At 54.4% G+C, this 14,727-nt stretch carries 26 protein-coding genes; all 26 read left to right on the forward strand.

Annotated elements, in window-relative coordinates; all coding sequences use genetic code 11:
* The first annotated feature begins 46 nt into the window (after positions 1–46).
* The 26 genes from rpsG to rpmJ all read left to right on the forward strand — a co-directional run bounded on the left by rpsG (position 47) and on the right by rpmJ (position 14,724).
* Positions 47–517, forward strand: coding sequence for a 30S ribosomal protein S7 (gene rpsG, locus ACSQ87_RS03730; protein ID WP_002555493.1), 471 nt, complete (start codon positions 47–49; stop codon positions 515–517).
* A 30-nt stretch (positions 518–547) separates the two neighbouring features.
* Positions 548–2,653 (forward strand): elongation factor G, encoded by a 2,106-nt coding sequence (fusA, locus tag ACSQ87_RS03735; RefSeq protein ID WP_046047316.1) that lies wholly within the window; start codon positions 548–550, stop codon positions 2,651–2,653.
* Between the two features lie 31 nt (positions 2,654–2,684).
* Complete coding sequence (gene tuf, locus ACSQ87_RS03740) at positions 2,685–3,878, forward strand: elongation factor Tu (RefSeq protein WP_046047317.1); 1,194 nt, start codon at positions 2,685–2,687, stop codon at positions 3,876–3,878.
* Between the two features lie 141 nt (positions 3,879–4,019).
* Positions 4,020–4,331, forward strand: coding sequence for a 30S ribosomal protein S10 (rpsJ, locus tag ACSQ87_RS03745; RefSeq protein ID WP_003186070.1), 312 nt, complete (start codon positions 4,020–4,022; stop codon positions 4,329–4,331).
* 80 nt (positions 4,332–4,411) lie between these two features.
* Positions 4,412–5,047, forward strand: coding sequence for a 50S ribosomal protein L3 (gene rplC / locus ACSQ87_RS03750; RefSeq protein ID WP_003186059.1), 636 nt, complete (start codon positions 4,412–4,414; stop codon positions 5,045–5,047).
* A gap of 12 nt (positions 5,048–5,059) precedes the next feature.
* On the forward strand, positions 5,060–5,662 hold the full coding sequence (rplD, locus tag ACSQ87_RS03755; RefSeq protein WP_007896707.1) for a 50S ribosomal protein L4: 603 nt from the start codon (positions 5,060–5,062) through the stop codon (positions 5,660–5,662).
* Positions 5,659–5,958 (forward strand): 50S ribosomal protein L23, encoded by a 300-nt coding sequence (gene rplW, locus ACSQ87_RS03760; protein WP_002555488.1) that lies wholly within the window; start codon positions 5,659–5,661, stop codon positions 5,956–5,958. The genes rplD and rplW overlap by 4 nt, the downstream gene beginning before the upstream one ends.
* 14 nt (positions 5,959–5,972) lie before the next feature.
* Positions 5,973–6,797, forward strand: a complete 825-nt coding sequence (gene rplB, locus ACSQ87_RS03765; protein WP_003176423.1) for a 50S ribosomal protein L2 — start codon at positions 5,973–5,975, stop codon at positions 6,795–6,797.
* Positions 6,798–6,813: 16 nt separating this feature from the next.
* Positions 6,814–7,089, forward strand: coding sequence for a 30S ribosomal protein S19 (gene rpsS / locus ACSQ87_RS03770; protein ID WP_002555486.1), 276 nt, complete (start codon positions 6,814–6,816; stop codon positions 7,087–7,089).
* A gap of 13 nt (positions 7,090–7,102) precedes the next feature.
* Positions 7,103–7,435, forward strand: coding sequence for a 50S ribosomal protein L22 (gene rplV, locus ACSQ87_RS03775; protein ID WP_003103908.1), 333 nt, complete (start codon positions 7,103–7,105; stop codon positions 7,433–7,435).
* Between the two features lie 13 nt (positions 7,436–7,448).
* Positions 7,449–8,135 (forward strand): 30S ribosomal protein S3, encoded by a 687-nt coding sequence (gene rpsC, locus ACSQ87_RS03780; protein ID WP_003176422.1) that lies wholly within the window; start codon positions 7,449–7,451, stop codon positions 8,133–8,135.
* 12 nt (positions 8,136–8,147) lie between these two features.
* Positions 8,148–8,561: a 50S ribosomal protein L16 gene (rplP, locus tag ACSQ87_RS03785; RefSeq protein WP_008145497.1), complete on the forward strand. Its 414-nt coding sequence runs from the start codon at positions 8,148–8,150 to the stop codon at positions 8,559–8,561.
* A complete protein-coding gene (gene rpmC, locus ACSQ87_RS03790) occupies positions 8,561–8,752 on the forward strand; it encodes a 50S ribosomal protein L29 (RefSeq protein ID WP_008030901.1) in 192 nt (63 codons plus the stop codon). The genes rplP and rpmC overlap by 1 nt, the downstream gene beginning before the upstream one ends.
* Before the next feature lie 2 nt (positions 8,753–8,754).
* Positions 8,755–9,021 (forward strand): 30S ribosomal protein S17, encoded by a 267-nt coding sequence (gene rpsQ / locus ACSQ87_RS03795; protein WP_003176419.1) that lies wholly within the window; start codon positions 8,755–8,757, stop codon positions 9,019–9,021.
* 23 nt (positions 9,022–9,044) lie between these two features.
* Entirely contained in the window at positions 9,045–9,413 is a 369-nt protein-coding gene (rplN, locus tag ACSQ87_RS03800) for a 50S ribosomal protein L14 (RefSeq protein ID WP_002555479.1), read from the forward strand.
* Between the two features lie 11 nt (positions 9,414–9,424).
* A complete protein-coding gene (gene rplX / locus ACSQ87_RS03805; RefSeq protein ID WP_008145498.1) occupies positions 9,425–9,739 on the forward strand; it encodes a 50S ribosomal protein L24 in 315 nt (104 codons plus the stop codon).
* Positions 9,740–9,759: 20 nt separating this feature from the next.
* On the forward strand, positions 9,760–10,299 hold the full coding sequence (gene rplE, locus ACSQ87_RS03810) for a 50S ribosomal protein L5 (protein WP_003176415.1): 540 nt from the start codon (positions 9,760–9,762) through the stop codon (positions 10,297–10,299).
* A gap of 13 nt (positions 10,300–10,312) precedes the next feature.
* Positions 10,313–10,618, forward strand: a complete 306-nt coding sequence (gene rpsN / locus ACSQ87_RS03815) for a 30S ribosomal protein S14 (protein WP_003176414.1) — start codon at positions 10,313–10,315, stop codon at positions 10,616–10,618.
* A 209-nt stretch (positions 10,619–10,827) separates the two neighbouring features.
* The gene (gene rpsH, locus ACSQ87_RS03820) at positions 10,828–11,220 is read left to right on the forward strand and encodes a 30S ribosomal protein S8 (protein WP_003186040.1); all 393 of its coding nucleotides are present in this window, start codon (positions 10,828–10,830) and stop codon (positions 11,218–11,220) included.
* A gap of 12 nt (positions 11,221–11,232) precedes the next feature.
* A complete protein-coding gene (rplF, locus tag ACSQ87_RS03825; RefSeq protein WP_003176412.1) occupies positions 11,233–11,766 on the forward strand; it encodes a 50S ribosomal protein L6 in 534 nt (177 codons plus the stop codon).
* Positions 11,767–11,776: 10 nt separating this feature from the next.
* Positions 11,777–12,127: a 50S ribosomal protein L18 gene (gene rplR, locus ACSQ87_RS03830; protein WP_003186037.1), complete on the forward strand. Its 351-nt coding sequence runs from the start codon at positions 11,777–11,779 to the stop codon at positions 12,125–12,127.
* A gap of 3 nt (positions 12,128–12,130) precedes the next feature.
* Entirely contained in the window at positions 12,131–12,631 is a 501-nt protein-coding gene (gene rpsE, locus ACSQ87_RS03835; RefSeq protein WP_007943782.1) for a 30S ribosomal protein S5, read from the forward strand.
* Between the two features lie 2 nt (positions 12,632–12,633).
* Positions 12,634–12,810: a 50S ribosomal protein L30 gene (gene rpmD, locus ACSQ87_RS03840; protein WP_003186033.1), complete on the forward strand. Its 177-nt coding sequence runs from the start codon at positions 12,634–12,636 to the stop codon at positions 12,808–12,810.
* A gap of 3 nt (positions 12,811–12,813) precedes the next feature.
* Complete coding sequence (gene rplO, locus ACSQ87_RS03845) at positions 12,814–13,251, forward strand: 50S ribosomal protein L15 (protein ID WP_007896782.1); 438 nt, start codon at positions 12,814–12,816, stop codon at positions 13,249–13,251.
* Positions 13,252–14,580 carry a preprotein translocase subunit SecY gene (secY, locus tag ACSQ87_RS03850; protein WP_003228718.1) on the forward strand — a complete coding sequence of 443 codons (1,329 nt, stop codon included), beginning with the start codon at positions 13,252–13,254 and terminating at the stop codon, positions 14,578–14,580.
* A gap of 27 nt (positions 14,581–14,607) precedes the next feature.
* Complete coding sequence (gene rpmJ / locus ACSQ87_RS03855) at positions 14,608–14,724, forward strand: 50S ribosomal protein L36 (RefSeq protein ID WP_002555468.1); 117 nt, start codon at positions 14,608–14,610, stop codon at positions 14,722–14,724.
* Positions 14,725–14,727 lie beyond the last annotated feature (3 nt).

The raw sequence follows: 14,727 nt of genomic DNA on the forward strand, positions 1-14,727 counted from the left end.
GGGCACCGATTCCGAGCGAACCTGAAGACCGTTTGAGGGCTTATCCATGCCAAGAAGACGCGTAGCAGCCAAGCGCGAAGTGCTTGACGATCCAAAATACGGCAGCCAGATCCTGGCCAAGTTCATGAACCACGTAATGGAAAGCGGCAAGAAAGCCGTTGCCGAGCGTATCGTTTATGGCGCGCTGGAAAAGGTTAAAGAACGCAAGAACAGCGATCCCCTGGAAATCTTCGAGAAAGCTCTCGACGCCATCGCTCCGCTGGTCGAAGTGAAGTCGCGCCGTGTAGGCGGTGCTACTTACCAGGTTCCGGTCGAAGTTCGTCCGTCCCGTCGTAACGCTCTGGCAATGCGCTGGTTGGTAGACTTCGCCCGCAAGCGCGGCGAGAAGTCTATGGCTCTGCGTTTGGCTGGCGAACTGTTGGACGCTGCCGAAGGTAAAGGTGCTGCAGTTAAGAAGCGTGAAGACGTGCACCGTATGGCTGAAGCCAACAAGGCTTTCTCGCACTACCGCTTCTAATTTTAGCGTCACTAATTTTGCGAGGGCTTTATGGCTCGTACTACACCGATTAATCGCTACCGTAACATTGGTATCGTTGCTCACGTGGATGCTGGTAAAACCACCACCACCGAGCGCGTCCTTTTTTACACTGGCAAAAGTCACAAGATGGGCGAGGTGCATGACGGCGCCGCGACCACAGACTGGATGGTGCAGGAGCAGGAGCGTGGTATTACCATTACTTCTGCTGCTATTACCGCCTTCTGGCAGGGTTCCGAGAAGCAGCACAAAGACCAATACCGCTTCAACGTTATTGATACCCCGGGTCACGTTGACTTCACTATTGAAGTTGAACGTTCCCTGCGTGTACTCGATGGCGCGGTCGTTGTGTTCTGCGGCACCTCGGGCGTTGAGCCTCAGTCGGAAACCGTATGGCGTCAGGCCAACAAATACGGCGTTCCACGTCTTGTTTACGTAAACAAGATGGACCGTGCTGGTGCGAACTTCCTGCGCGTGATCGGTCAGATCAAGCAGCGTCTGGGTCACACTCCGGTGCCAATTCAGTTGGCTATCGGTTCCGAAGACAACTTCCAGGGTCAGATCGATCTGATGGCTATGGAAGCTGTTTACTGGAACGACTCTGACAAAGGCATGGTTCCAGTTCGCAAGCCTATCCCTGCTGAACTGCAGGAATTGGCTGACGAATGGCGCGGCAACATGGTTGAAGCTGCGGCTGAAGCCAGCGAAGAGCTGATGAACAAGTACCTCGAAGGTGAAGAACTCACCAACGAGGAAATCAAGGCCGCTCTGCGTCAGCGTACTATCGCTGGTGAGATCGTTCTGGCTGTTTGCGGTTCTTCCTTCAAGAACAAGGGTGTTCCCCTGGTTCTCGACGCCGTTATCGACTACCTGCCTGCTCCAAGCGACATTCCTGCCATCAAGGGTACTGACCCGGATGACGAGACCCAGGAAATGGAGCGTCACGCAGACGACAGCGAGCCGTTCTCGGCTCTGGCGTTCAAAATCGCTACCGACCCATTCGTGGGTACCTTGACCTTCGTTCGAGTTTACTCGGGCGTGTTGGCCTCCGGCGACGGCGTGATCAACTCGGTTAAAGGCAAGAAAGAGCGCGTGGGTCGTATGGTGCAAATGCACGCAAACGCCCGTGAAGAAATCAAGGAAGTGCGCGCTGGTGACATCGCGGCCTTGATCGGCATGAAGGACGTCACCACTGGTGAGACTTTGTGCAACGCTGACAAGCCAATCATCCTGGTTCGTATGGACTTCCCGGAGCCGGTTATTTCGGTTGCCGTAGAGCCTAAGACCAAGGACGACCAGGAAAAAATGGGTATCGCTCTGGGCAAGCTCGCTCAGGAAGATCCATCTTTCCGCGTCAAGACTGATGAAGAGACTGGTCAAACGATCATCTCCGGCATGGGCGAGTTGCACCTGGACATCCTGGTTGACCGGATGCGCCGTGAGTTCAACGTCGAAGCCAACATCGGTAAGCCTCAAGTTTCGTACCGTGAGCGCATCACGAAGAGCTGCGAAATTGAAGGCAAGTTCGTTCGCCAGTCCGGCGGTCGTGGCCAGTTCGGTCATTGCTGGATTCGTTTTGCTCCTGCTGACGAAGGTCAGGAAGGTCTGCAATTCCTGAACGAAGTAGTGGGTGGTGTGGTTCCTAAGGAATACATCCCGGCTATCCAGAAGGGTATCGAAGAGCAGATGAAGAACGGCGTTGTTGCCGGCTATCCGCTAATCGGCCTGAAGGCTACCGTGTTCGATGGTTCCTACCACGACGTCGACTCCAACGAGATGGCGTTTAAGGTGGCTGCTTCCATGGCTACCAAGCAACTGGCCCAGAAGGGCGGTGGTGAGTTGCTTGAGCCGATCATGGCGGTAGAGGTTGTTACGCCTGAAGACTATATGGGTGACGTGATGGGCGACCTTAACCGTCGTCGCGGCATGATCCTGGGTATGGAAGACACGGTTTCCGGCAAAGTGATTCGCGCCGAGGTTCCGTTGGGTGAGATGTTCGGTTACGCAACCGACGTTCGTTCCATGTCCCAAGGTCGCGCAAGCTACTCTATGGAATTCAAAAAATACAATACAGCTCCGTCGCATATCGTCGAAACTGTTACCAAAAAACAAGGCTGATTCAGCCCCTTTAGGCTAGGAGTTAATTGTCGTGGCTAAAGAAAAATTTGACCGTACCCTCCCGCACGTCAACGTTGGCACCATCGGTCACGTCGACCACGGTAAAACCACGCTGACCGCTGCTCTGACTCGCGTCTGCTCCGAAATTTTCGGTTCGGCCGTTGTTGCTTTCGACAAAATCGACAGCGCTCCGGAAGAAAAGGCTCGTGGTATCACCATCAACACCGCACACGTTGAATACAACTCGCTGATCCGTCACTACGCTCACGTTGACTGCCCAGGTCACGCTGACTATGTGAAGAACATGATCACCGGTGCTGCTCAAATGGACGGCGCTATCCTGGTTTGTTCGGCCGCTGATGGTCCGATGCCACAAACCCGTGAGCACATCCTGCTGTCCCGTCAGGTTGGCGTTCCGTACATCGTTGTCTTCCTGAACAAGGCTGACATGGTTGACGACGCTGAGTTGCTGGAACTGGTTGAGATGGAGGTGCGCGATCTGCTGAGCACTTACGACTTCCCAGGTGACGACACTCCGATCATCATCGGTTCGGCTCTGATGGCTCTGAACGGCCAAGACGACAACGAAATGGGTACCACCGCTGTTAAGCGCCTGGTAGAAACTCTGGACAGCTACATCCCGGATCCAGTTCGTGTTATCGACAAGCCGTTCCTGATGCCAATCGAAGACGTATTCTCGATCTCCGGTCGCGGTACTGTTGTGACTGGCCGTATCGAGCGCGGTATCGTCAAGGTTCAGGATCCACTGGAAATCGTTGGTCTGCGTGACACTACCGTCACCACCTGCACCGGTGTTGAAATGTTCCGTAAGCTGCTCGACGAAGGTCGTGCTGGCGAGAACTGCGGCGTGCTGCTGCGCGGCACCAAGCGTGACGACGTTGAGCGTGGCCAGGTTCTGGTCAAGCCAGGTTCGGTTAAGCCGCACACTACCTTCGAAGCTGAAGTGTACGTGTTGAGCAAAGAAGAAGGCGGTCGCCACACTCCGTTCTTCAAAGGCTACCGTCCACAGTTCTACTTCCGGACCACTGACGTGACCGGTAACTGCGAACTGCCGGAAGGCGTTGAAATGGTAATGCCAGGCGACAACATCAAAATGGTTGTCACCCTGATCAAAACCATCGCAATGGAAGATGGTCTGCGTTTCGCTATTCGTGAAGGCGGTCGTACCGTCGGCGCTGGCGTCGTAGCCAAAATCATCGCTTAATAAGTGATGACTTGAAAAAGCCCCCGCCTAGCGGGGGCTTTTTTATTGGGTTGACACTGTAGTAGCCCGTCTATAGAATTGCGCCTCCTTTTAACGGGCGTATTGCGCTCGCTGGGAATAGCAGCCGGAGTCTGAAATCCAATGCAAAATCAGCAAATCCGTATCAGGTTGAAGGCTTTTGACCATCGCCTGATCGACCAATCCACCCAGGAAATCGTGGAAACCGCGAAACGTACTGGTGCTCAAGTGCGTGGTCCAATTCCACTGCCTACCCGTAAAGAGCGGTTCACCGTTCTGGTCTCCCCGCACGTCAACAAAGACGCGCGTGACCAGTATGAGATCCGTACTCATAAGCGCGTTCTGGACATCGTCCAGCCAACGGATAAAACCGTTGATGCTCTTATGAAGCTTGATCTTGCGGCCGGTGTGGAAGTGCAGATCAGCCTCGGCTAAGACTCGGTCTTAGTCGTGTAACGCTCTGAAATGGGCGGCCATAGCGGGTGAAAGCCCCGTACACTCATGAGGTTTACAACATGACTATTGGTGTAGTCGGTCGTAAATGCGGTATGACCCGTATTTTCACCGAAGAAGGTGTCTCCATTCCGGTCACGGTCATTGAGATCGAACCGAATCGCGTCACCCAGTTCAAAACTGAAGAGACCGATGGCTATCGTGCAGTGCAAGTCACTGTAGGCGAGCGTCGTGCTTCGCGTGTTACAGCTGCTCAAGCTGGCCACTTCGCTAAAGCGAACGTTGCCGCTGGTCGTACCGTAATGGAATTCCGTCTTGAAGAAGGCGAGTACCAGGCCGGCGATCTGATCAACGCTGAAATCTTCGCCGCTGGTCAACTGGTTGATGTAACCGGTCAGTCCAAAGGTAAAGGCTTCCAGGGTACGATCAAGCGTTGGAATTTCCGCGGGCAAGATAATACCCACGGTAACTCCGTATCCCACCGCGTTCCAGGCTCTATCGGCCAGTGCCAGACTCCTGGTCGTGTATTCAAGGGCAAAAAAATGTCCGGTCATATGGGCGCTGAGCGCGTGACCGTGCAGTCCCTCGAAGTAGTGCGCGTGGACGCTGAACGCAATCTGTTGTTGGTCAAGGGCGCTGTTCCTGGCGCTACTGGCGGCAACTTGGTTGTACGTCCAGCAGCCAAGGCTCGCGGTTAAGGGGAAGCTGACATGCAATTAAATGTAAATGACGCTCAAGCGATCGAAGTTTCCGAACTGACATTTGGCGGCGAATTCAACGAGACGCTGGTTCACCAAGCAGTCGTGGCCTACATGGCCGGCGGCCGTCAAGGTAGCAAGCAGCAAAAGACCCGTTCCGACGTTCGTGGTGGCGGTAAGCGCCCATGGCGTCAGAAAGGTACTGGCCGTGCTCGTGCCGGTACTATCCGTAGCCCAATCTGGCGTGGCGGCGGTACCACTTTCGCAGCTCGTCCTCAGGATCACACCCAGAAGCTGAACAAGAAGATGTATCGCGCAGCAATGCGTTCCATCCTTGCTGAGCTGGTGCGTACTGATCGTCTGGTTGTGGTTCAGGACTTCGCTGTTGATGCACCGAAGACCAAAGATCTGCTGAACAAACTGACCGGCATGGGCCTGACTGACGTCTTGATCGTGTCTGAAGTGGTTGATCAGAACCTGTACCTGGCTGCTCGTAACCTGCCACACGTTGATGTACGTGACGTGCAGGGTTCCGATCCAGTTAGTCTGATCGCATACGACAAGGTGTTGATCACCGTGTCGGCCGTGAAGAAATTCGAGGAGCTGCTGGGATGAACCAGGAACGCGTATTTAAAGTTCTGCTTGGCCCGCACGTTTCCGAGAAGGCTACGGTTCTGGCTGACAAGAAAGGCCAGTTCGTTTTCAAGGTTGCAACTGATGCAACCAAGCTGGAAATCAAGAAGGCCGTCGAAAGCCTGTTCAGCGTGAAAGTAGAGCGTGTTACTACCCTGAATGTTCTGGGTAAGAGCAAACGCACTGCTCGCGGTCTGGGCAAGCGTAATGACTGGAAGAAGGCAGTTATCTCCCTTCAGCCAGGCCAAGATCTCGATTTCAGCAGCAGTGCTGAGTAAGGAAGGGGTGCATCATGGCAATCGTTAAATGCAAACCGACTTCCCCTGGCCGCCGTTTTGTGGTCAAGGTGGTCAATCAGGAGCTGCATAAAGGCGCTCCTCACGCACCGCTGCTCGAGAAAAAATCGAAGACTGGTGGTCGTAACAACAATGGTCGTATTACCACTCGTCACATCGGTGGTGGCCATAAGCAGCATTATCGTCTGGTCGATTTCCGTCGCAACGACAAAGATGGCATCTCTGCCACTGTCGAGCGTATTGAATACGATCCAAACCGTACTGCTCACATCGCTCTGCTGCTGTACGCAGATGGCGAGCGTCGCTACATCATCGCCCCTAAAGGCGTGAGTGCTGGCGACCAGCTGATCGCAGGTGCTCTGGCACCGATCAAGCCGGGCAACGCTCTGCAACTGCGTAACATTCCAGTTGGTAGCACCGTACACGGCATCGAATTGAAGCCAGGTAAAGGCGCGCAAATCGCTCGTTCCGCTGGTGCTTCGGCTCAGCTGATCGCTCGTGAAGGTGTCTACGTGACCCTGCGTCTGCGTTCTGGTGAGATGCGTAAAGTGCTGGCTGAATGCCGCGCGACCCTGGGTGAAGTCTCGAACTCCGAGCACAGCCTGCGTTCGCTGGGTAAAGCTGGTGCCAAACGCTGGCGTGGCGTTCGCCCAACCGTTCGTGGTGTTGCCATGAACCCGGTTGACCACCCGCATGGTGGTGGTGAAGGTCGTACCTCTGGTGGTCGTCATCCGGTATCGCCATGGGGCTTCCCGACTAAGGGCGCGAAGACTCGTGGTAATAAGCGTACCGACAAAATGATCGTCCGTCGTCGCAAGTAAATAGAGGGATACGACAGTGCCACGTTCTCTGAAAAAAGGTCCTTTTATTGATCTTCACCTACTGAAGAAGATCGAAGTGGCGGCGGAAAAGAACGATCGCAAACCAGTTAAAACCTGGTCGCGTCGTTCGATGATCCTGCCACAAATGGTCGGTTTGACCATTGCAGTGCATAACGGTCGTCAACATGTTCCAGTTCTCGTGAACGAAGACATGGTCGGCCACAAACTGGGCGAGTTTGCCGGTACCCGCACATATCGTGGGCACGTGGCAGACAAGAAAGCCAAGCGTTAAGGGGTAAGGAACGATGGAAGTAGCCGCTAAGTTGTCGGGCGCTCGAATCTCCGCCCAGAAAGCCCGCTTGGTCGCCGACCAGATCCGCGGGAAGAAGGTGGGCGAAGCGCTCAACCTGTTGGCTTTCAGCAGTAAGAAAGCCGCCGAGATCATGAAGAAAGTGCTGGAGTCGGCCGTAGCCAACGCCGAGCATAACGAAGGCGCAGACGTTGATGACCTTAAAGTCAGCACCGTTTTCGTCAACGAAGGGCGTTCGCTGAAGCGAATCATGCCACGTGCCAAAGGCCGTGCTGATCGCATCGTCAAGCGGTCTTGCCATATCACTGTCAAGGTTGCTGACAAGTAACGGAGTCGAAGAGATGGGTCAGAAAGTACATCCCATTGGCATTCGCCTGGGAATCGTCAAGGAGCACACCTCCGTCTGGTACGCAGACGGTCGGACTTATGCGGACTATTTGTTCGCTGATCTGAAGGTGCGTGAGTATCTCCAAGACAAACTAAAAAGCGCGTCCGTAAGCCGTATCGATATCCATCGTCCGGCTCAGACTGCACGTATCACCATCCACACCGCTCGTCCAGGTATCGTTATCGGGAAGAAAGGTGAAGATGTTGAGAAACTGCGTCAGGACCTGACCAAGCAAATGGGTGTGCCTGTGCACATCAATATCGAAGAGATCCGCAAGCCGGAACTCGACGGTATGCTGGTTGCGCAGAGCGTAGCTCAGCAGCTGGAGCGTCGCGTAATGTTCCGTCGCGCTATGAAGCGCGCTGTTCAGAACGCCATGCGCATTGGTGCCAAAGGCATCAAAATCCAAGTGAGCGGTCGTCTCGGCGGTGCTGAAATCGCACGTACTGAATGGTATCGCGAAGGTCGTGTGCCATTGCACACCCTGCGTGCCGACATCGACTATGCCAACTACGAAGCTCACACCACTTACGGTGTGATCGGTGTAAAGGTTTGGATCTTCAAAGGCGAAGTAATTGGTGGTCGCCAAGAAGAACTGAAACCACAAGCACCAGCGCCTCGTAAAAAAGCTGCTAAGTAAGGGGTACGCCAAATGTTGCAACCAAAGCGTACGAAGTTCCGCAAGCAGATGACAGGCCACAACCGTGGTCTGGCACAGCGCGGTAGCAAAGTCAGCTTCGGCGAGTTCGCGCTGAAGTCTGTAGCTCGTGGTCGTCTCACCGCTCGTCAGATCGAGTCAGCGCGTCGTGCTCTGACCCGTCACGTTAAACGTGGCGGCAAGATCTGGATCCGTGTATTCCCGGACAAGCCTATTTCCAAAAAGCCACTCGAAGTTCGGATGGGTAAAGGTAAGGGTAGTGTGGAGTACTGGGTTGCCCAGATTCAGCCAGGCAAAGTCCTGTATGAAATCGAGGGTGTTACTGAAGAGCTGGCGCGTGAGGCTTTTGCCTTGGCTGCTGCAAAGCTGCCGCTCGCCACTGCCTTCGTTAAACGGACGGTGATGTGATGAAAGCGAACGAACTTCGTGAAAAAGACGCGCCGCAGCTTAACGAGCAACTGCTCGGCCTGCTGCGCGACCAGTTCAATCTGCGCATGCAGAAAGCAACTGGCCAGTTGGGGCAGTCTCACCTGCTCCGGCAAGTTAAGCGTGACATCGCTCGCGTGAAGACTGTGCTCAAACAGCAGGCAGGTAAGTAATCATGGCTGAAGCCGAAAAAACCGTCCGTACGCTGACTGGCCGTGTTGTCAGCGACAAAATGGACAAGACCATCACCGTTCTGATCGAGCGTCGCGTTAAGCACCCGATCTACGGTAAATACGTTAAGCGTTCGACTAAGCTGCACGCGCACGACGAAACCAATCAGTGCCACATCGGCGACAAAGTCACTATTCGTGAAACTCGTCCTTTGGCCAAGACCAAGTCTTGGGCGCTGGTTGATGTTCTCGAACGCGCTGTGGAAGTCTAAGGACTAGGGGTCGGAGAAATTATATGATTCAGACTCAATCCATGCTCGATGTGGCCGATAACAGCGGCGCTCGCCGTGTTATGTGCATCAAGGTGCTGGGTGGCTCCCATCGTCGTTACGCTGGTATCGGTGACATCATCAAAGTTACTGTGAAGGAAGCAATTCCTCGCGGTAAAGTGAAAAAAGGCCAAGTGATGACTGCTGTTGTAGTCCGCACTCGTCACGGCGTACGCCGTGCTGATGGCTCCATTATCCGCTTTGATGGCAACGCTGCTGTTCTTCTGAACAACAAGCAAGAGCCGATCGGCACCCGTATCTTTGGGCCAGTGACCCGTGAACTTCGTACTGAGAAGTTCATGAAGATCGTCTCGCTCGCCCCAGAAGTGCTGTAAGGAGATCCGACATGCAAAAGATTCGTCGTGACGACGAGATCATCGTGATCGCCGGCAAAGACAAAGGTAAGCGCGGTAAGGTGCTTAAGGTTCTCGCTAATAACCGTCTGGTTATTGGTGGTCTGAACCTGGTTAAGCGTCATACCAAGCCTAACCCGGCGTCGGGCGTACAAGGCGGTATCGTCGAAAAAGAAGCTCCACTGGACGCTTCTAACGTCGCCATTTTCAACGGCGAAACCAACAAGGCTGACCGCGTTGGTTTCAAAGTAGAAGACGGCAAGAAAATTCGTGTCTTCAAGTCGACCCAAAAAGCGGTTGATGCTTGAACACTGCTAGGTAGAAGACCATGGCACGACTAAAAGAGATTTACTGGAAGGAAATCGCACCGAAGCTTAAGGAAGAACTTAAGCTTTCGAACGTGATGGAAGTTCCACGCGTTACAAAAATCACCCTGAACATGGGTCTGGGCGAAGCGGTCGGTGACAAAAAAGTCATCGAGCACGCTGTTGCCGACCTGGAAAAGATCACCGGCCAGAAAGTCGTTGTGACCTACGCTCGGAAATCCATCGCTGGCTTTAAAGTCCGTGAAGGTTGGCCGATCGGCGTCAAAGTGACCCTGCGCCGTGAGCGTATGTACGAGTTCCTGGATCGTCTGCTGTCGATCTCCCTGCCTCGGGTTCGCGACTTCCGCGGCCTGAATGCCAAGTCCTTCGATGGTCGTGGTAACTACAGCATGGGCGTTAAAGAGCAGATCATCTTCCCGGAAATCGACTACGACAAGATCGATGCTCTCCGCGGTCTGGACATTACCCTGACCACCACTGCCAAGAACGATGATGAAGGTCGCGCCCTGTTGCGTGCTTTCAAATTCCCGTTCCGCAACTGATTGGAGTAGGAAAATGGCCAAGATGAGCATGAAAAACCGCGAGCTGAAGCGTCAGCTCACGGTTGCCAAGTACGCCAAAAAGCGTGCAGCACTGAAAGCTATCATCGTTGATCTGAACGCAAGTCCAGAAGCACGTTGGGAAGCTACAGTAGCTCTGCAGAAGCAGCCGCGTGATGCAAGCGCCTCGCGCATGCGTAACCGCTGCCGCCTGACCGGTCGTCCACACGGCGTTTACCGCAAGTTCGGCCTTGGCCGTAACAAACTGCGTGAAGCTGCAATGCGTGGTGACGTACCTGGTCTGGTTAAAGCCAGCTGGTAAGCACTATCAAAGTCTCGGTGTTCGGGGTCGCAAGATCCTGACCACCGGTGACCTTGAACTTGAATCAAGCCCCTTTTGGGGCTTGATTCATTTGTGGGGTGTGTCTAGAATACCCGGCTCGCCTGAGCCCGTGCTTTTTCCGCATGGATGAGCTCGGCGACAAGTAGTAGCCGCAAGGCTAATTTTTTTGTATTAGGAGCGTCTAGCCCATGAGTATGCAGGACCCGTTAGCGGACATGCTAACTCGAATCCGTAATGCCCAGATGGCTGAAAAGTCCGTCGTAAGCATGCCATCTTCTACTTTGAAGGTAGCTGTTGCCAAAGTCCTGAAGGACGAAGGTTACATTGCGGGTTATCAGATCAGCAGCGAAATCAAACCACTGCTGTCCATCGAGCTGAAGTACTTCGAAGGCCGTCCGGTCATCGAAGAAGTGAAGCGCGTTAGCCGTCCAGGCCTGCGTCAGTACAAGTCCGTCGATGATCTGCCAAAAGTTCGTGGCGGTCTCGGTGTGTCTATCGTCTCCACCAACAAAGGTGTGATGACGGATCGTGCTGCGCGCGCTGCCGGTGTCGGCGGCGAAGTTCTTTGCACTGTGTTCTAAGGGGGGATAAGCATGTCACGCGTCGCTAAGAACCCCGTTAAGCTGCCAGCCGGTGTCGAAGTCAAATTCGCAGGCCAACAGCTTTCGGTGAAGGGTGCCAAGGGCACTCTCGAACTGAACATCCATTCGTCCGTTGAGATCGTTGAAGAAGCTGGTGAGCTGCGTTTCGCTGCTCGCAATGGCGATCAACAAACTCGCGCAATGGCTGGTACCACTCGTGCGTTGGTAAACAACATGGTCCAAGGCGTAAGCCAAGGCTTCGAGCGCAAGCTCCAGCTGGTCGGTGTTGGTTACAAAGCGCAAGCAAAAGGCACAGTGCTGAACCTGGCTCTTGGCTTCTCGCACCCAGTGGATTATGAACTGCCGGAAGGCATCACCGCTGAGACTCCTAGCCAGACCGATATCCTGATCAAGGGCATCGATAAGCAGCTGGTAGGTCAAGTGGCCGCCGAGATCCGCGACTTCCGTCCACCAGAGCCGTACAAAGGCAAAGGTGTGCGCTACGCGGACGAAGTCGTCCGTCGTAAAGAAGCCAAGAAGAAGTAGGGCATAGCAAATGACCGACAAAAAAGTTACTCGACTGCGTCGCGCTCGCAAAGCACGCCTGAAAATGCACGAACTCGAAGTCGTGCGTCTCTGCGTGTTCCGCTCGTCGCAGCACATCTACGCCCAGGTCATTTCGGCCGACGGCAACAAAGTCCTGGCATCTGCCTCGACTTTGGATAAAGAACTGCGTGATGGCGCCACTGGCAACATCGACGCGGCCACTAAGGTTGGCCAGCTGGTCGCTACGCGTGCTAAAGCCGCTGGCGTCTCGCAGGTGGCTTTCGACCGCTCTGGCTTCAAGTACCACGGCCGCGTCAAGGCGCTGGCTGATGCTGCTCGTGAAGCTGGGCTGGAGTTCTAAGTTATGTCAAATAACGACCAAAAGCGCGACGAAGGCTACATCGAGAAGCTGGTTCAAGTTAACCGTGTAGCCAAAACCGTTAAAGGCGGCCGTATCTTCACTTTCACCGCGTTGACCGTGGTTGGTGATGGTAAAGGGCGTGTTGGCTTCGGCCGTGGCAAGTCGCGTGAAGTGCCTGCTGCGATCCAGAAGGCAATGGAAGCTGCTCGCCGCAACATGATCCAAGTTGATCTGAACGGCACCACTCTGCAGTACGCAATGAAGTCCGGTCACGGCGCTTCGAAGGTGTACATGCAGCCTGCTTCTGAAGGTACCGGTATCATCGCTGGCGGCGCTATGCGTGCTGTCCTCGAAGTTGCTGGCGTTCAGAACGTTCTGGCCAAGTGCTACGGCTCGACTAACCCGGTAAACGTGGTTCACGCCACTTTCAAAGGTTTGAAAGCTATGCAGTCTCCTGAATCCATTGCCGCCAAGCGTGGCAAAAGCGTCAAGGAGATCTTCTGATCATGGCTACCGTAAAAGTTACGCTGATCAAAAGCATGACCGGCCGCATCCCTAACCACAAATTGTGCGTTAAGGGTCTGGGTCTGCGTCGCATCGGTCACACTGTAGAAGTACTTGATACTCCCGAGAATCGCGGGATGATCAACAAGGCTTACTACATGCTGCGTGTCGAGGGTTAATCGATGAAACTCAATGATCTGAGTCCAGCGCCGGGTTCCCGTCGCGAAAAGCATCGTCCGGGCCGTGGTATCGGTAGTGGTTTGGGCAAGACCGGTGGCCGTGGCCACAAAGGTCAGTCCTCCCGCTCCGGTGGCACCATTGCTCCAGGCTTTGAAGGCGGTCAACAGCCGCTGCATCGTCGCCTGCCGAAGTTCGGTTTCGTTTCCCTGAAAGCCATGGACCGCGCAGAAGTGCGTCTGTCCGAGCTGGCTAAAGTGGAAGGCGACATCGTCACCGTGCAGTCCCTGAAAGATGCCAACGTGATCAACGTCAACGTTCAGCGTGTGAAAATCATGCTGTCCGGCGAAGTTACTCGCGCTGTCACCATCGGAAAGGGAATCGGCGCCACCAAAGGTGCGCGTGCGGCTATCGAAGCAGCTGGCGGCAAGTTCGAGGAATAAATGGCTAAGCAAGGTGCTCTCTCTGCGCTCGGCAAAGGCGGTATGTCTGAACTCTGGGCTCGTCTGCGTTTTCTGTTCCTGGCGATTATCGTCTACCGAATAGGCGCACACATCCCGGTTCCAGGTATCAACCCGGACCGACTCGCGGACCTGTTTCGACAGAATGAGGGGACCATTCTTAGCTTGTTCAACATGTTTTCCGGCGGCGCGCTGGAACGGATGAGCATCTTTGCACTGGGGATCATGCCGTACATTTCGGCATCGATCATCATGCAACTGATGACCGCCGTTAGCCCGCAGCTGGAACAGTTGAAGAAGGAAGGTGAAGCTGGCCGTCGCAAGATCAGCCAGTACACCCGCTACGGCACTGTCGTCCTCGCTCTCGTTCAGGCAATTGGCATGTCCATTGGTCTGGCAGGGCAGGGCGTTGCGTTCACTGGTGACTTTGGCTTCCATTTCGTCGCGGTATCCACATTTGTGGCTGGTGCGATGTTCATGATGTGGCTGGGTGAGCAGATTACTGAGCGTGGTGTTGGCAACGGTATCTCGATGTTGATTTTTTCGGGTATCGTCGCCGGTCTTCCGAGAGCGATCGGGCAGTCTTTCGAGTCTGCACGTCAGGGTGATATCAACATCTTCGCCCTGGTTGCCATCGGTTTGCTGGCAGTAGCGATTATCGGTTTCGTGGTGTTCATTGAGCGTGGTCAGCGTCGTATTGCTGTTCACTACGCCAAGCGTCAGCAGGGCCGCAAGGTCTTCGCTGCGCAGACTAGCCACTTGCCGCTGAAGGTGAACATGGCCGGTGTTATTCCGGCCATTTTCGCGAGCAGCATTTTGCTGTTCCCGGCTTCGTTGGGTGCCTGGTTCGGCCAGTCTGAAGGTATGGGCTGGTTGCAGGACATCTCGCAGTCGATCGCTCCTGGTCAGCCGTTGAATATTCTGCTGTTTAGTGCAGGGATTATTTTCTTCTGCTTCTTCTATACGGCGTTGATGTTCAATCCGAAAGACGTAGCGGAAAACCTGAAGAAGTCCGGTGCCTTTATTCCGGGCATCCGTCCAGGTGAGCAGTCTGCGCGCTACATTGATGGCGTTCTGACTCGCTTGACCATGTTCGGTGCTCTTTACATGACGGCCGTGTGCTTGTTGCCCCAGTTCCTGGTGGTTGCAGCAAACGTACCGTTCTACCTTGGCGGGACCTCGTTGCTGATCGTCGTCGTGGTTGTGATGGACTTCATGTCCCAAGTACAATCGCACCTCGTTTCGCACCAGTACGAATCCCTGATGAAGAAAGCCAACCTGAAGGGTTACGGCAGCGGCATGTTGCGCTGAGTACCCATAAGGTTCGAGGAGTTGGTGATGAAAGTTCGTGCATCGGTGAAAAAGCTGTGCCGTAACTGCAAGATTATTCGCCGCGAAGGTGTTGTTCGAGTAATTTGCAGCGCGGAACCGCGTCACAAACAGCGCCAAGGCTGAGTG

It is taken from the genome of Pseudomonas sp. LjRoot277 (assembly GCF_964253845.1).
Taxonomy (GTDB): Bacteria; Pseudomonadota; Gammaproteobacteria; order Pseudomonadales; family Pseudomonadaceae; genus Aquipseudomonas.

Excerpts from the sequence above, each read along its gene's own strand:
- rpsG (WP_002555493.1), top strand. The coding sequence starts at position 47 with ATGCCAAGAAGACGCGTAGCAGCCAAGCGCGAAGTGCTTGACGATCCA.
- fusA (WP_046047316.1), top strand. The coding sequence starts at position 548 with ATGGCTCGTACTACACCGATTAATCGCTACCGTAACATTGGTATCGTT.
- rpsJ (WP_003186070.1), top strand. The coding sequence starts at position 4,020 with ATGCAAAATCAGCAAATCCGTATCAGGTTGAAGGCTTTTGACCATCGC.
- rplC (WP_003186059.1), top strand. The coding sequence starts at position 4,412 with ATGACTATTGGTGTAGTCGGTCGTAAATGCGGTATGACCCGTATTTTC.
- rplD (WP_007896707.1), top strand. The coding sequence starts at position 5,060 with ATGCAATTAAATGTAAATGACGCTCAAGCGATCGAAGTTTCCGAACTG.
- rplW (WP_002555488.1), top strand. The coding sequence starts at position 5,659 with ATGAACCAGGAACGCGTATTTAAAGTTCTGCTTGGCCCGCACGTTTCC.
- rplB (WP_003176423.1), top strand. The coding sequence starts at position 5,973 with ATGGCAATCGTTAAATGCAAACCGACTTCCCCTGGCCGCCGTTTTGTG.
- rplV (WP_003103908.1), top strand. The coding sequence starts at position 7,103 with ATGGAAGTAGCCGCTAAGTTGTCGGGCGCTCGAATCTCCGCCCAGAAA.
- rpsC (WP_003176422.1), top strand. The coding sequence starts at position 7,449 with ATGGGTCAGAAAGTACATCCCATTGGCATTCGCCTGGGAATCGTCAAG.
- rplP (WP_008145497.1), top strand. The coding sequence starts at position 8,148 with ATGTTGCAACCAAAGCGTACGAAGTTCCGCAAGCAGATGACAGGCCAC.
- rpmC (WP_008030901.1), top strand. The coding sequence starts at position 8,561 with ATGAAAGCGAACGAACTTCGTGAAAAAGACGCGCCGCAGCTTAACGAG.
- rpsQ (WP_003176419.1), top strand. The coding sequence starts at position 8,755 with ATGGCTGAAGCCGAAAAAACCGTCCGTACGCTGACTGGCCGTGTTGTC.
- rplN (WP_002555479.1), top strand. The coding sequence starts at position 9,045 with ATGATTCAGACTCAATCCATGCTCGATGTGGCCGATAACAGCGGCGCT.
- rplX (WP_008145498.1), top strand. The coding sequence starts at position 9,425 with ATGCAAAAGATTCGTCGTGACGACGAGATCATCGTGATCGCCGGCAAA.
- rplE (WP_003176415.1), top strand. The coding sequence starts at position 9,760 with ATGGCACGACTAAAAGAGATTTACTGGAAGGAAATCGCACCGAAGCTT.
- rpsN (WP_003176414.1), top strand. The coding sequence starts at position 10,313 with ATGGCCAAGATGAGCATGAAAAACCGCGAGCTGAAGCGTCAGCTCACG.
- rpsH (WP_003186040.1), top strand. The coding sequence starts at position 10,828 with ATGAGTATGCAGGACCCGTTAGCGGACATGCTAACTCGAATCCGTAAT.
- rplF (WP_003176412.1), top strand. The coding sequence starts at position 11,233 with ATGTCACGCGTCGCTAAGAACCCCGTTAAGCTGCCAGCCGGTGTCGAA.
- rplR (WP_003186037.1), top strand. The coding sequence starts at position 11,777 with ATGACCGACAAAAAAGTTACTCGACTGCGTCGCGCTCGCAAAGCACGC.
- rpsE (WP_007943782.1), top strand. The coding sequence starts at position 12,131 with ATGTCAAATAACGACCAAAAGCGCGACGAAGGCTACATCGAGAAGCTG.
- rpmD (WP_003186033.1), top strand. The coding sequence starts at position 12,634 with ATGGCTACCGTAAAAGTTACGCTGATCAAAAGCATGACCGGCCGCATC.
- rplO (WP_007896782.1), top strand. The coding sequence starts at position 12,814 with ATGAAACTCAATGATCTGAGTCCAGCGCCGGGTTCCCGTCGCGAAAAG.
- secY (WP_003228718.1), top strand. The coding sequence starts at position 13,252 with ATGGCTAAGCAAGGTGCTCTCTCTGCGCTCGGCAAAGGCGGTATGTCT.
- rpmJ (WP_002555468.1), top strand. The coding sequence starts at position 14,608 with ATGAAAGTTCGTGCATCGGTGAAAAAGCTGTGCCGTAACTGCAAGATT.